This window comes from Campylobacter concisus (assembly GCF_003048985.1).
GTDB classification, from domain to species: domain Bacteria; phylum Campylobacterota; class Campylobacteria; order Campylobacterales; family Campylobacteraceae; genus Campylobacter_A; species Campylobacter_A concisus_AY.
The window spans coordinates 1-14,218 of record NZ_PIRS01000011.1; the positions used below are offsets into that span (position 1 = coordinate 1).

A 14,218-nucleotide genomic window follows, 5' to 3' on the forward strand; every position below is an offset into this window, starting at 1 on the left:
CTCACTCTACAAGAGAGCACTGTGAAGTGGATTCTGCACTTTTTATAGAAAAAGTCGTTCGCGGTATAGTTAAAAAATATAACTCATAAAAAAGTAAAATTTGCTAGAAATTTCTAGCAAATTTTATATCTCAAAGCAACTAAAGTAAATTTACCCGCAAGCACGAGCAAATTTAGATTATTTACCAAACTCATAAACGATCTTGCCACTTTTTATAGTAGTAGTCGCTGCGCCTTTTAGCTTTTTGCCAAAAAGTGGAGAATTTACCGATTTTGAGCGGTTTATCTTTTCATCATAAATGTACTCGATCTCAGGGTCTATCACCGCGATGTCAGCTAGCATGCCCTCTGCAAGCCTGCCCTTATCTTTTAAATTTAGCATCTTAGCTGCATTTGTAGATGTTAGCTCCACCATGTGCTCTAAGCTTATAACGCCCTCATTTACGAGCTTAAGAGTGAGTGGCACAAGGGTTTGAAGTCCGATGATGCCAAATGGCGCCTTGTCAAATTCCACTATCTTTTCATCTGTATGGTGTGGGGCATGATCGGTGGCGATAACGTCTATAAGACCGCTTTTTAGTGCCTCTCTCACCGCTTTTACGTCGCTTATCTCGCGAAGTGGCGGCGACATTTTGAAATTTGTATCGTAGGCGTTTTTCAAAATTTCATCGTCGCTAAAGCTAAAGTGGTGAGGTGTCGCCTCGCAAGTGATGTTTATGCCCTCTTTTTTACCCATTTCGATGATCTTTAGCGAGTACTCCGAGCTTACGTGAGCGATGTGGATGTGCGCTTTGGTGAGCTTTGCAAGCAGCATATCACGGCTCACTGCGATCTCCTCTTTCTCTCTCGCCATGCCGCGAAGTCCAAGTATGGCTGAGACCTTGCCCTCGTGCATGACGCCCTGCCTGCAAAGCGAGCAGTCCTCTGAGTGGCTTATGCAAAAGCTGTTAAACATACTTGAGTACTCAAGTGCCGCTCTCATCACGCTTGAGCTAGTCACTGGTAGGCCGTCGTCGCTAAATGCAACTGCGCCAGCCTCTATAAGATCGCCCATCTCAACGATCTCGTTGCCGCCAAGCCCTTTGCTAATGGCTGCGATTGGCAAAAGATCGATCAGTCCGCAGTTTTTAGCCTTTTCTATCATCGCTCTTGTGATCGAGGCGTTGTCATTTACTGGGTTTGTATTTGCCATGCAAAGGCAGGTGGTCACTCCTCCAGCAACGGCCGCCTGCGAGCCTGAGATGATGTCGTCTTTATACTCTTGACCAGGATCGCGAAAATGCACGTGCATGTCGATAAGTCCTGGCATGACGAGCTTATTTGTAGCGTCTATGACCTTATCAGCCTCAAATTTCTCACTTCCGATTTTGGCTATTTTGCCGTTTTCTATTAGGATATTTGCCTTAAATTTCTCGTCGCTATTTACGATAGTGCCGTTAATTATTGCTATTTTCATCGTTAGCCCCTATTTTTTGCAAGCGTATTTAGTATCGCCATTCTTATAGCAACGCCGTTTTCAACTTGATTTAGTATGACTGAGTGCGTGCCATCAGCCACGTCTGAATTTAACTCCACACCCCTATTTATCGGTCCTGGGTGCAGCACGATCGCGTCAGGCTTTGCTAGCTTTATCCTATTTTTATTTAGTCCAAAGAATTTCGAGTACTCTCTCGAGCTTGGAAACGCCACGTCCGCACCGCCACGCTCTAGTTGGATGCGAAGCATGATGATGACGTCGCTGCCCTCGCAAGCCTCCTCCATATTTTTGCAAATTTGAGATTCAAATACCTCAGCATCTTTTGGCATCATCATCCTTGGCGCAAAGAGCTTTAAATTTATGCCAAATTTCTTCATCGCCCAGATGTCAGACCTTGCCACGCGGCTTCTAGCGATGTCGCCGATGATCGCCACATTTAGGTTTTTATCCAAAATTTTGCCATGCTCTCTTAGTGTGAAAAGATCAAGCAGAGCTTGGCTTGGGTGCTCATTTGTGCCATCCCCTGCATTTACGACACTAGCTTCTGTCCTATCAGCTGCAAATTTCGCCGCTCCAGAGCTTGGGTGACGAAGCACGATGATATCAGTTCTCATAGCAGCCATGTTATTCATCGTGTCATTTAGGCTCTCACCCTTTGTCACGCTAGAGCTTGACGAGCTGAAATTTATCGTATCAGCTCCAAGCCTCTTTGCTGCGATCTCAAAGGATGTTCTAGTTCTTGTCGAGTTTTCATAAAATGCGTTGATCGTGGTCTTTCCACGAAGGTAGTCATTTTTTTTCACTTGGCTTAAATTTAGCTCCTTAAACTCTTTTGCCGCCTCTAGAAAATATAAAATTTCTTCCTTGCTAAGCTCTCTAGTTCCTATCAAATCTTTATGTTTGTAGCCCATTTTAAGCCCTTTTTGATCTATTTTGTTACAAAGTCACAAGCTGGTTTGTAGCCGTTGTCGCAAGCTTTTTTAAACAAAGCTTTTGCCTTCTCTTCGCTTTTTGCTTCATTATCATCTTTGTCTTTTATAAGGCCATAAGCTGTCATTTCGCCTAGCTTTTCGCACGCCATGCCCTCATTTTCGTCGCACATTTTTGTAAAAATTTTCTCAGCCTGAGCTCTATCTTTTGCCACGCCGTCGCCGTTAAATAGCATAATAGCATTCATCGTGCAAGCCTTTTTCTCGCCCTCTCCGCATGCTTTATTAAAGTAAAGGTAGGCTTCTTCAAAATTTTTCTTTGCATAAAGCTCATTTGCCTTGTCTAAATTTTCATTTGCCATTGCATTTAGTGCAAAAAGTGCTACCGCTAAAACTAAAATTTTCTTCATATTTTCTCCTTATTTAAATAACTTTGGATGGTGTTTTTTCATATATTCAACTATCTCTATAACCTCGTCGCTACCGCTAGCGTCAGAGTTCTCTAACGCATCGTCGATGCACTCTACATAGAGATTTGCCGCCTCTTCAAGCTTATCTTTTTTCACGCCAGCATAGTAAAACATCGCTTCAAGCACCATGCTAAGCTCGTAGCTAAGCTCCTCTACGCTTACCTCTTCTTCTTTCATATCTCCTCCTGTGTTTTTTTAGTTATTAGATCAACTATCTGCGCCTTGATCGGCTCATAGCTAAAGCCATCTTTGAAATTTGCAAACAGCCCGCCGCTAGCGTTCACGTGTCCGCCACCGCCAACTAGGTGTTTTGCCATGGCGCTAACGTCTAGCTTGCCATTTGCGCGAAAGCTTAGCGTTTTTTTATTTGTCACGTCGATAAAGAAGTCAAATTCAGGATTTGCCACCAAAAAGTCGTTGCCGATAACAGAAACATTGCCGACATTGTAGGTTAAAATTCCTTTATGATCTTTATAGCTTATGCTAAATTTCTCTTTATTTTCACTAAGTTTTTTTACGACGTAGTTTGAGATTAGATTGCTTAGCGTATCGTCTCTATCCTCTTTGAAAAATGACTTCTTTATGGCATGCACCTGCATATCAAGGCCTATGTAGTCGTTTTTCTCGTTAAAAAATTTGCTAGCTTCTTTTAAGATATGATCCATATAGAGGTTGTTTTCAGCTTCAAACATCACTTTATTTATCTCTTTGGCGTTTGCCACAAGCCCCAAGCAGACCTTACCCATCTCGAAATTTTTATCATCTTTTAGCCAGATATCCACGGCATTTACGACATCACTAAAAATTTCAAGCTCCTTGTTTTGACCAAAAATGCCCGCAAAAAAGTCGTAAGTGATCTTTGTAGCGCACCTTGAACTATCTAAAAAATACCATGAGTAAGCGCTCGCGCACTCGGCGCCGCTTTGGTGATGATCTAGCAAAAATAGCTTTATATTTTTACCATCTATCATCTCCTCAAAGCTCTCACACTGAGCTAAACTTAAATTTAGATCGGTAATTAAAATAACGTTTTTATCATCGTTTGAGGCATCTATCTCAGATAGAATTTGAGCAAATTTATCATCTATCTCTCTGCCGTAGTTTGAGTTTAGAAATTTCACATCTTTGAAGTAAAAATTTGTTATGTATTGCGCGCCGTATCCGTCAAGATCGGTGTGCGAGAGGTGATAAATTTTCATCTTTTTCCTTTATAAATTTTCTATTTCTATGACGCCAACTGTTTCAAATGGCGTATTTGCCGAGATCTCGGCAAAGCTTAGAACCACTATATCGATGGCGAAATTTGCGCAGATATTTGCTATAAATTTGCGCAAGCTTGGCTCCACGCAAAGCACCATTTCTCCGTGCTGGCTCATCGGTCGCTTCTCTTTTTCACGCCTAAGTGCTTGCACGATCGATGATGTTTGCGCTACGTTTATCATCAGGTGATAGGCGCCGTCTTTATACTGCACCGCGTCCATGAGCTTTTGCTGTGCGGCGGTGTCTAGGATATAAAAATTTAGCTGTCCATTTTCATCTACATAAAGCGAAGTGATGACGCGTGAAAGCGCTGCACGCACGTGCTCGATGATCATATCTAAATTTTTACTAACCTCGGCGATGTCACTGATGGCTTCAAGTATACTAAGTAGGTCTTTGATCGGGATATTGTCTTTAAGCAGCGTTTTTAAGACCTTTTGGATCAAATTTATAGGTGCGATCCTTAGCGTATCCTCGACCACGACTGGGTAGTCGATCTTTAGTTTATCTAGTAAATTTTGCGTCTCTTGGCGAGTTAGAAGCTCGGCTGCGTTTTGCTTGATAAGCTCGCTCATGTGCGTTGAGATGACGCTTGCAGGATCAACTATCGTGTAGCCACTAAGGATAGCGTCCTCTTTGACACTAGCATCGATCCAAAGAGCGTCTAGCCCAAAAGCTGGCTCTTTTGTCGGAATACCCTCGATATCTTCGCTCACTAGTCCGCTATCCATCGCTAGAAATTTATCCGCATAAATTTCTCCCTGACCGATCACGATGCCTTTTAGCTTGAAGCGGTACTCGTTTGGCGGTAGCTGGAGGTTGTCGCGGATCCTTATCTTTGGCATCAAAAAGCCAAGACTTGAAGCGATATTTCGCCTCATAGCGCGAATTCTTTCTATCAGATCCACGTCAGCTAGCTTTAGCAGGCCATATCCTAGATCAAGCTCTAAAATTTCAAGCTTTAAGATGTCATTTATCTTAGTCTCTTCTTCTCTTGCAATCTCTTCGTCGCTCTTCTTTGGAGCCTTAGCAGCCCCACCACTTGCAGCTGCTGCCCCTGCCCCACTTGGCGAAGCGGCTCCAGCTTTTTTAGAAGCAGTTTTCTCTTTTGGCGCAAGGTTTAAATTTAGCCCGCCATCTTTGGTCTGCTTGATGATGTAGCCAAGCCCCAAAAATAGCAGCGCTATAAAGCCAAGCGAGAGCGTCGGAAGTCCTGGCACAAGGGCAAACATAAATAATATAAAGCCCACTATCAGCAAGGTTTTATAATCACCTAATAGCTGATTTAGCGTGCCCTCTGCAAAGTCCTCGTCGTCTTTGCTGGCCCTTGTGATGATGATGGCGGTCGCTGTTGAAGTGATAAGTCCAGGTATCTGGCTAACAAGGCCATCACCGATAGTTAAGATCGTATAGTACTGAGCCGATGTCGCCATATCAAGGCCGTGCTGAAATGAGCCAATAGCAAAGCCGCCGATGATGTTTATGATAGTGATGATGATACCGGCTACGGCGTCACCTTTTATAAATTTAGACGAACCATCCATCGCGCCATAAAAATTTGCCTCGCCGATGATGGCTTGACGTCTTTCACGCGCTGTTTTTTCGTCTATTAGACCTGCGTTTAGATCCGCATCTATCGCCATTTGCTTACCAGGCATCGCATCAAGTGTAAAACGAGCTTGCACCTCGCTCACACGGGTTGAACCCTTTGTTACGACCATGAAATTTATGAGCACCAAGATACAAAATACGATGGTGCCGATGACAAAGTTGCCACCAACAACGAAATTTCCAAAGCTTGAGATGATCTCACTGACCGCTTCTGGGCCGTTGTGACCCTCGCTTAATATCATACGCGTGGTTGCTATGTTTAGCGAGAGGCGAAAAAGTGTGATGATGAGAATGAGTGTCGGAAAGGTGCTAAGGTCAGTTGGTTTTGGCACGTAAATAGAGATCAAAATAATAAGCACCGAAATCGAGATCGAAAGTGCCAAGAAAAAGTCAAGCACCGCGCTTGGAAGCGGCACGATGATGATAGCAAGGATGGCAACGATGATGCCAACGATGCTAAGACTTTTAAATTTGACAATCGGCGCAAGAAACGGTGCGACAAGAGTCAAAATATTATTTTTTTGCTTTGCCAACTTTACTTCTTAATGATGTCACTTAGTTTGATCGCGTCAAGCATCTCGTCGATCTTGCCTTGAAGACCGCTAAACATTGACCAAATTTGACAGCTTGAAGCTTTGTTTGATGGGCAACCAAGTGCTGAAGATGAGCACTCAAAAACGCTTAGCTCGCGCTTTTCGGCGCATTCTATTATCTTTTTTATACTTAAATTTTCAGGTTCGCCGTTTAGTGCAAAACCGCCATTTGCTCCTTTAAATGACTTTAAAACTCCATCTTTTGCTAAATTTTGTAAAATTTTTGCCAGAAAGCTTTTTGAAATTTTAAGCTCATTTGAGATCGTATCGACATCAACTGGCGATGATTTTTGAGATATTAAAATAAGCGAAAGTAGAGCGTATTCGCTTGCCTTTGTAAAAAGCATTTATCTTCCTTAACTCTTTAAATAGCCCTAATTTTATTAAATTTTTACTGCATTTTTCATTAATTTTTAAAAAGCGCCGTTTTATCTAATTTTATGTTTTAAATGCTATAATCGCTCTTCCAAAATTCACCAATCAGGAGGTCATCATGGCTTTGGATTCGGCTAAAAAAGCTCAAATAGTTGCGAAATTCGCTAGAAAAGAGGGAGATACAGGCTCTCCAGAAGTTCAAATAGCTCTTTTAACAGCTAGAATAACTGAACTTACAGAACACCTTAAAATTTTCAAAAAAGACTTTTCATCACGTTTAGGTCTTTTGAAACTAGTTGGTCAAAGAAAAAGACTTTTAAAGTATCTTAAAAACAAAGACTACACTACATATTCAAAACTAATCTCTGAGCTTGGCTTAAGAGATAAATAATCCCATGGAGAGCGATCTGCTCTCCTTTTAAATTTCTAACTCTTTTAAATTTACAACTTCTTTTCATTTAAATTTCACTTTTTCGTAAATATGTTAAATTAATTTAACAATTTTAGCTTTTGTGTTAAATTTATACATTTTACTTTTCATTTGATAAATTTTAGAAATTCATGCAAATTTAGCATATTTTTTAAATTCCTATATATTCGGCTTTTTAATTTTTATATAAAATATAACTTAAAATTAAAATTTATTTTTTAAATAAAGAATTTTTCATAAAAGATTAAGTTTCGCGCTAGTAATATTACTCAAAATAAATATGCAAAAAATGCATAGTTAGAAGGAGAAAGTGATGAAAGAAGGCAAAGTCATCTGTCCTTATTGCGGGACAGGCTGTCAAGTAACCTTGCATGTGGAAAACAACGTCGTTCGTGCCGCTACTGGCGTCGAAGACAATCCAGTCAATCAAGGAAATTTATGTTTAAAAGGCTTTTATGGCTGGGACTACGTTGCAAGTCCAGATAGACTTACAAAGCCGCTTATTAGAAAGAAAAACGGCGTTTTTTCAAAGGACGGTGAATTTGAAGAGGCTAGCTGGGACGAGGCGCTTGATCTTGTCGTAGAAAAGATGAAAGAAGCCAAAGAGAAATACGGTCCTGACTCATTAGCAGGAAACTTCTCAGCACGCTGTACATTAGAGGACAACTACGTCGCTCAAAAGCTAATGCGCGCAGTTATAGGCACAAACAACGTCGATCACTGCGCTAGAATTTGACACGCTCCGACAGTAGCAGGACTTGCTAAAACAATCGGAAACGGAGCTGCCACAAATAGCTTTACAGAGATTGGCACTTATAGTAACTGTATATTAATGATAGGCTCAAATCCAGAAAATGGTCACCCAATAGCAGCTATGCACATCCAAAGAGCGCTAAACCGCGGTGCAAAACTGATCGTTATCGACCCTATCAAGACTGAGTTTGCAAGTAGAGCTGACATCCATTTACAACTAGAGCCCGAGCACAACATCCCAGTTATCAACGCACTTCTTTACACTATCATCGAAGAAGGTCTTGTAAATGAGGAATTTGTAAGAGATCACACAATAGGTATCGAGTACGTCAAAGAAGCTGTAAAAGACTATGCCCCAGAAGTTGTAGCTAAATACACAAGGCTAAATCCAGAGGATATCAGAGCAGCTGCAAGAATGTACGCTACGACAAAACCAGCCGTCATCACTCACGGCATGGGCGTAACTCACTTCAACCACGGCGTTGGCGGAGTTTGTGACGTATCAAATTTATTCTTGATCACTGGTAATATCTGCGAGCTTGGCACAGGCGACTTGCCGCTTAGAGGTCAAGAGAACGTTCAAGGCTGCTGCGATATGGGCGTTTTGCCAAATATCTTTCCAAATCTTGGCTCAGTCACCGACCCAGAGCAAAGAGCTTGGTTTGAGAAAATGTGGCACCTTGAGCCTGGATTTTTAAACTCAAAGATAGGCATCCATAAAACTGAAGTGCCTGATGCGATACTTGATGGCAGAGTGCATTTCTTCTGGACCATCGGCGAAAACCCAGTCATCTCTGAGCCAAATACAAACCACTTCTTAAAAGGCATAGCAAATGTCGATTTCTACGTGGTTCAAGATCTATTTTTAACTGAAACATCACTAAAAGCCGATGTCGTTCTCCCTGGCGTGGCAAGCAGCGAAAAAGAGGGTCTTTACACAAATGCAGAGCGCCGTGTCCAGCACAACGAAGCAGTCATCACGCCTCCAGGAGATGCTAGACAAGACTGGTGGATCGTTTGCGAGATCGCACGTCGTTTAGGTGCAACAGAGGGCTTTAATTTTAGCTCTCCAGAAGAAATTTGGGAAGAAGTTAGAAAATGCGACCCTAGACGCTACGGCGGCATGAGCTACTACCGCATCAAAAAATACCACGGACTTCACTGGCCATGCCCAACTGAAGATGATATGGGCGGTCAGAGCCTCTATCTTGATAAGAAATTCTTTACCCCTGATGGTAAAGGCCGCTTCGTGCCTTGCTTATTTGTGGATAAGGCTGATGAGATCGAGAGCGCAAAACTTGCGTTTGCTAAGAAGATGAATATGTCACCAGAGTATCCTATCATGGCTGGTTCAGTCGATGAGAAGACTGACGCTGAGTATCCGATACAGCTTTTAACTACAAGAAAAGTTTATCAATACACAGTTGGCACCATGACAAGACGCTCACGTGCCATCGAAGAGGGCGGAGATAGCATCGGACCTATCGCTGAGATGAGCCCAGCGCTTGCAGAGAGATACGGGCTAAAACAAGGCGACTTCATCAAAGCTTGGAGTAGATACGGCTACATCGTCGTAAAAGCTGAAGTGACTGACATCGTGCCTGATGGCATCATCCAGATGACCTTCCACTACTGGGAGAGCTCTTGCAACGAGCTAACAAGCAGCGGTTGGGACTACATCAGCAAGACTCCGACATTTAAAGCAGCTATCCAGATCAAAAAGATCGATGAAGAGGAATTTTTACGAGTTCGCGAGCTAAAACGCGAGAAATTCCAAACTTCAAAGATCATCTACGATGACTTCCACCACCACGGAAACGCAGCGATAAATGAGTAAATTTGGCGGGGTAACTCCCGCTAAAATTCTTTACTACTAAATTTAAATTTCTAGTTTTATAAACCCAAAGATATCACTTATTTTTATATTTGTTTTGATTGATTTGATAAGCTTCAGGCGATTACTTAGTAGATCAAAAGCTGCTTTTTAGTCTTTAATTTTAAATTTTCATTATGTAAGCCATATTTATATTAGAATTTGGGGCTTTAGTTTTATAAAAACACGCACTATAAAAATAGCTTTTTTAAAAGAGAATTTTACTTAAACGCCAAAAAGCTCATAAAATTTCCCCATTTAAACGTGCTCTCAACACGCTTAAAGCCAGCATTTAGGGCTAAGTTTCTATTTTCTTCTTCAGTGTATGGCACCAGCACATTTTCAAGCGCCTCTCTTTTTTGGGCGATCTCGTAGCGTGAGTAGCCTTGCGCCTGTTTGTAGTCCTCGTAAATTTCTATGACGCTTTTTGTAAGCTTCTTGTCATCAAAGATGATCTTTTCGCTAAATAAAAAAACTCCATTTTCATTTAGTCCGTTATAAATTTTTTGCACCAAATTTGCTCTTTTTGGCGGTCTGATAAACTGCAAAGTATAGTTTGCCAAAACAGCGTCAAAGCCCTCTAGCTCGCACTCCGTGATGTCATCTAGGATGAAATTTATACTAGCGCCATACGCCTTTGCTTTGTTTTTAGCGTTTGCTAGCATCGCCTCAGAGTTATCCACGCCACTTAGCACAAGATCGTTTCTAAGGTTATTTAGCAAAAGCAGGCTATTTGCCGTAGAGCAGCCAAGGTCGCACACTTTTGCCTCTTTTGGCAAAATTTTAGCTAGCAACTTTGCATTTAAATTTGAGCTCACATCATAAAATGGTACCGAGCGCGAGATCATATCATCAAAAACGCTCGCCACAAAGTCATCAAATTCAAACTGCTTGCTTATAGGCTCTTTAAAAATTTCATCTCTCATATACCAGCTCCATATCCGTCAAAGTATCTCATCGTCTCTCCAAAAAAGAGATCGCACACGCCCACGCACTGCCTAGCATCGTTTATATCGCGCTTTATCTGCTCTTTTAGCTCGCCAAGATTATTAAATTTTTTATTATCTCTTAGGCGTTTTATGAAGCAAACAGCAACGTGCGTCGTCACTTTTGGCGCGACCTCGTCCATGATGTGCGTCTCGACACTAAAATTTCCATCCGTGCTAAGTCTGTTGCCTATAAAAGTGACCGAGCCATAGGTGTATGAGCCCATCCTCGTTCTTGTCGCATAGACGCCTTCGCGCGGCAAAAGATAGCTTTTTATATCTAAATTTAGCGTAGCAACCAGCTCTTTTGCGCCGATGCCCTGCCCTTTTATCACGTTGCCCTCGATCGAGTACTCCCTGCCTATTAGCCTGTTTGCCTCATCGATGTTGCCTTGGCGTATCAGCTCTCTGATGGATGAGCTATGCACGCCCATGCCGTCATAACAAACCTCATCAACGACGACCACCTCGCCATCAAAAATTCTTTTCAGATCGTGCTTGTCCCACGCTCTATTTCTGCCAAATCTAAAATCAAACCCAACAACAATCTTTTTTAAATTTTTAAAATCCCGCTTTAAAAGTGCGATAAATTCCTCGCCACTAAGTCCTTTTATACTCTCAAAATCATACAAAAAACAAGGATAGTTTGAGTACTCGGCTCGCTTTAGCTTTGGCGTGATATTGGCTTTGTTTTTGTCGATGACGACAAGTCCGCCAAACTCGCCAAGCTGTTTTAAAAGCTGCTTGTGCCCCCTATGCACGCCGTCAAAGTGCCCTATCGCAACGGCAGTGATGTTATCTTTTGTTAAAAGCGTAGAAAAACTCGGCATTTCCTTCCTTTCCCTTGACTTCGCACTCTTTGCAAGCTATCAGTTCAAATTTCAAGCTACTTGCTAACACTTCAAAGCGCTTCATGGCTAAATTTACAGCCTTAGCGTCGGTAACAACGCCTTTTTTATTGCGTTTTACGCCAACGCCCACTTCAAACTGCGGTTTAAAAAGCGTGATGATGAGCGAATTCTCGCTTGCTAGCTCGCAAATGGCTGGCAAAATTTCAGCCAAAGAGATAAAGCTCACGTCGCAGGTTATGAGGTTAAATTCATTTTTGTGCGTTTTAGCAAACTCCCTGACGTCAGTTTTTTCATAAATTTTCACTCGCTCGTCGCTTCTTAGGCTGGCGTCCAGCTGATCAGTGCCCACATCGACGCCAGTCACACTCTTTACGCCACGCTCAAGCAAAATTTGCATAAAGCCGCCAGTTGAGCTGCCGATATCAAGTGCGTTTTTGCCAGCTAGGTCAAATTTCATCGCCTCCAAAAAGCTCTTTAGCTTAAGTGCGCCTCGCCCAACGTAAATTTCATCAAGCAGCGAAATTTTAGCCTCGCTAACCTCGCTTGAAACCTTGGTGCAAATTTCGCCGTTTGCAAGCACCTTGCCAGATTTTATAAGCTCGCTAGCCTTATTTCTACTTATGTTTAAAACGCTTGCGACGTAGTTATCAAACCTCAAGTTTTAGCCTCTCATATTCGCTCTCATCGATCACCAGCACGCCTAGCTCATTTGCTTTATCAAGCTTGCTGCCAGCCTCCTCACCAGCTAGGACAAAGTCCGTTTTTTTAGAAACTGAGCCAGAAACCTTTGCGCCAAAGCTCTCAAGCTCCGCCTTTATCTCATCTCTTGGGCGACTTAGCGTGCCAGTTATCACGACCGTCTTGCCACTTAGCGCGTTTGAGATGCTCTGCACCTGCGTCACGCTTGGCTGCACGATCTGGCTTAGGGCTAAAATTTCGTCCCTATTTACCTCGGCAAAGTCGGTTAAACTATTTGCCATCTCCACGCCAAAGCCCTCAAGCGAGACAAGCTCCTCAAAGCTAGCATCAAGCCAGCCCAGTCCAAAGCTACTTGCTAGCTTTTTAGCCGCCACTTCGCCGATGTGCTCGCAGCCAAGGCCGGTGATAAAGCGCGATAGCTCCGCTCCTTTGCTAGCCTCTATCGCATTTAAAAGGTTATTTACCTTTTTCTCTTTAAAGCCCTCAAGCGCCATGAGATCATCAAATTTAAGGGCGTAGATGTCTTTTATGCAAGCGATCAGCCCCTTGTCAAATAGCAAATTTACGATCGCATCGCCAAGACCATCTATATTTAGGCATTTTTTCGATGCGTAGTGAATTATTGAGCCCACCACTCTTGCCCTGCAGCTTAAATTTTGACACTTTACAAAGACCCCTTCATCAAGCAGGTGCGAGCCACAAACTGGGCAAAATTTAGGCCTCTCTATCGCTTGCTCGCTGCCATCTCGCCTATCTTTAAAAACCTTTGTGATCTTTGGTATCACATCTCCTGAGCGGATGATGCCGATGTAGTCGTTTTTCATGACGCCAAGGCGCTCTATCTCGTCAAAGTTGTGAAGGGTGGCTGATTTTACATTAGCACCATCTATATTTACCTCATCAAGCACGCCAACAGGCGTTACTACACCGCTTCTGCCAACTTGAAGTGCGACATCTCTTAGCCTAGTCACCTTTTCAATGGCTGGGAATTTAAACGCCACCATAAATTTTGGAAATTTGACCGTGTAGCCCAGCTGCTCACAGCGAGCAAGGTCATTTACTCGTATCACCATGCCATCCATCATCACGCTCTTTGAGTCGCGATTTGCCAAGAGCTCGTTATATGCGGCCTCAAGCTCATCTTTTTTTAAAATTTTGAAAAATTCATCCCTCTCAAAGCCAAGATCTCGCACAAATTTCATCACCTCGCTGTGATCTTTTAGACCAAGGCTCTGCTCGCCCACGCCCCAAGGTATGAAAAGTAGCTTTCTTTTTGCAGTTACCGCGCTATCAAGCTGTCTAAGACTGCCAGCTGCTGCATTTCTAGGGTTTGAAAGTGGCGCCTCGCCCTCTTTTGCGCGCTCTGCGTTTAATAGTTCAAAGTCATCTTTTCTTATGACGACTTCGCCACGGATTTCAATGAGCCCTTTGTAGCTAATGCTCTTTAAAACAGAATTTATCGTCCTTGCATTTTGCGTCACGTCCTCGCCTGTAACGCCGTCGCCTCTGGTTATCGCCCTAACTAAAACGCCATTTTCGTAGAGTAAATTTAGGCTCGCTCCGTCAAATTTTGGCTCAGCAACAAAGGTTAAGTTCTCTTTATCGCCACGCTTTAGCCACGCATCAAGCTCGCCAAGGCTAAAGATATCCTCCATGCTCCACATGCGCTTTATGTGGCTTGCCTTGCTAAAGCCCTCTTTTACACCTCCGCCCACTCGTTTAGTCGGCGAAAATAGCGAAATTTCACTTGGATTTGCCTGCTCGAAGGCTAAAACCGCATGATATAGCGCGTCATACTCCTCGTCGCTTGCAAGTGGCTCGTCCTCGTCGTAGTAGGCCTTTGCCCACGCATTTAGCGTATCTACTGCTTTTTCATACTCTTGTTTTGTCATTTTTGCTCCAAATTTACACC

13 protein-coding genes are annotated in these 14,218 nt (G+C 42.8%); 2 read left to right on the forward strand and 11 right to left on the reverse strand.

The genetic code is table 11. The features are described 5' to 3' along the window. Positions 1 to 177: 177 nt before the first annotated feature. Genes CVS91_RS07725 through CVS91_RS07755 form a run of 7 tightly spaced genes read right to left on the reverse strand, consistent with a single transcriptional unit; the run spans position 178 to position 6,686 of the window. Entirely contained in the window at positions 178 to 1,455 is a 1,278-nt protein-coding gene (locus CVS91_RS07725) for a dihydroorotase (RefSeq protein ID WP_107831409.1), read from the reverse strand. 2 nt (positions 1,456 to 1,457) lie between these two features. After that, positions 1,458 to 2,387 (reverse strand): aspartate carbamoyltransferase catalytic subunit, encoded by a 930-nt coding sequence (locus CVS91_RS07730; RefSeq protein ID WP_002942659.1) that lies wholly within the window; start codon positions 2,385 to 2,387, stop codon positions 1,458 to 1,460. Positions 2,388 to 2,404: 17 nt separating this feature from the next. Beyond that, on the reverse strand, positions 2,405 to 2,815 hold the full coding sequence (locus CVS91_RS07735; protein WP_107831411.1) for a tetratricopeptide repeat protein: 411 nt from the start codon (positions 2,813 to 2,815) through the stop codon (positions 2,405 to 2,407). A 9-nt stretch (positions 2,816 to 2,824) separates the two neighbouring features. Further along, complete coding sequence (locus tag CVS91_RS07740) at positions 2,825 to 3,052, reverse strand: hypothetical protein (RefSeq protein ID WP_002942640.1); 228 nt, start codon at positions 3,050 to 3,052, stop codon at positions 2,825 to 2,827. After that, on the reverse strand, positions 3,049 to 4,074 hold the full coding sequence (locus CVS91_RS07745) for a DHH family phosphoesterase (RefSeq protein ID WP_107831413.1): 1,026 nt from the start codon (positions 4,072 to 4,074) through the stop codon (positions 3,049 to 3,051). Before CVS91_RS07745 ends, CVS91_RS07740 begins: the two co-directional genes overlap by 4 nt. 9 nt (positions 4,075 to 4,083) lie before the next feature. Next, positions 4,084 to 6,279, reverse strand: coding sequence for a flagellar biosynthesis protein FlhA (gene flhA, locus CVS91_RS07750; protein ID WP_107831415.1), 2,196 nt, complete (start codon positions 6,277 to 6,279; stop codon positions 4,084 to 4,086). A 2-nt stretch (positions 6,280 to 6,281) separates the two neighbouring features. Continuing rightward, positions 6,282 to 6,686 (reverse strand): Rrf2 family transcriptional regulator, encoded by a 405-nt coding sequence (locus CVS91_RS07755; protein WP_107831417.1) that lies wholly within the window; start codon positions 6,684 to 6,686, stop codon positions 6,282 to 6,284. Positions 6,687 to 6,832: 146 nt separating this feature from the next. Between CVS91_RS07755 and rpsO the strand changes: the two genes are divergently transcribed. Further along, complete coding sequence (gene rpsO / locus CVS91_RS07760; protein ID WP_004317763.1) at positions 6,833 to 7,105, forward strand: 30S ribosomal protein S15; 273 nt, start codon at positions 6,833 to 6,835, stop codon at positions 7,103 to 7,105. A gap of 352 nt (positions 7,106 to 7,457) precedes the next feature. Continuing rightward, positions 7,458 to 9,734: a molybdopterin oxidoreductase family protein gene (locus tag CVS91_RS10715; RefSeq protein ID WP_413784156.1), complete on the forward strand. Its 2,277-nt coding sequence runs from the start codon at positions 7,458 to 7,460 to the stop codon at positions 9,732 to 9,734. A gap of 257 nt (positions 9,735 to 9,991) precedes the next feature. Here CVS91_RS10715 and cmoA read toward each other — a convergent pair whose 3' ends face one another. The 4 genes from cmoA to ligA are packed head-to-tail and all read right to left on the reverse strand — an operon-like array spanning position 9,992 to position 14,198. Continuing rightward, complete coding sequence (gene cmoA / locus CVS91_RS07775; protein ID WP_107831421.1) at positions 9,992 to 10,696, reverse strand: carboxy-S-adenosyl-L-methionine synthase CmoA; 705 nt, start codon at positions 10,694 to 10,696, stop codon at positions 9,992 to 9,994. After that, the gene (locus CVS91_RS07780; RefSeq protein ID WP_107831423.1) at positions 10,693 to 11,586 is read right to left on the reverse strand and encodes a bifunctional riboflavin kinase/FAD synthetase; all 894 of its coding nucleotides are present in this window, start codon (positions 11,584 to 11,586) and stop codon (positions 10,693 to 10,695) included. Before CVS91_RS07780 ends, cmoA begins: the two co-directional genes overlap by 4 nt. Then, complete coding sequence (locus CVS91_RS07785) at positions 11,552 to 12,265, reverse strand: TlyA family RNA methyltransferase (RefSeq protein ID WP_021084280.1); 714 nt, start codon at positions 12,263 to 12,265, stop codon at positions 11,552 to 11,554. The genes CVS91_RS07780 and CVS91_RS07785 overlap by 35 nt, the downstream gene beginning before the upstream one ends. Next, the gene (ligA, locus tag CVS91_RS07790; protein ID WP_107831425.1) at positions 12,255 to 14,198 is read right to left on the reverse strand and encodes an NAD-dependent DNA ligase LigA; all 1,944 of its coding nucleotides are present in this window, start codon (positions 14,196 to 14,198) and stop codon (positions 12,255 to 12,257) included. Before ligA ends, CVS91_RS07785 begins: the two co-directional genes overlap by 11 nt. Between the last annotated feature and the right edge of the window lie 20 nt (positions 14,199 to 14,218).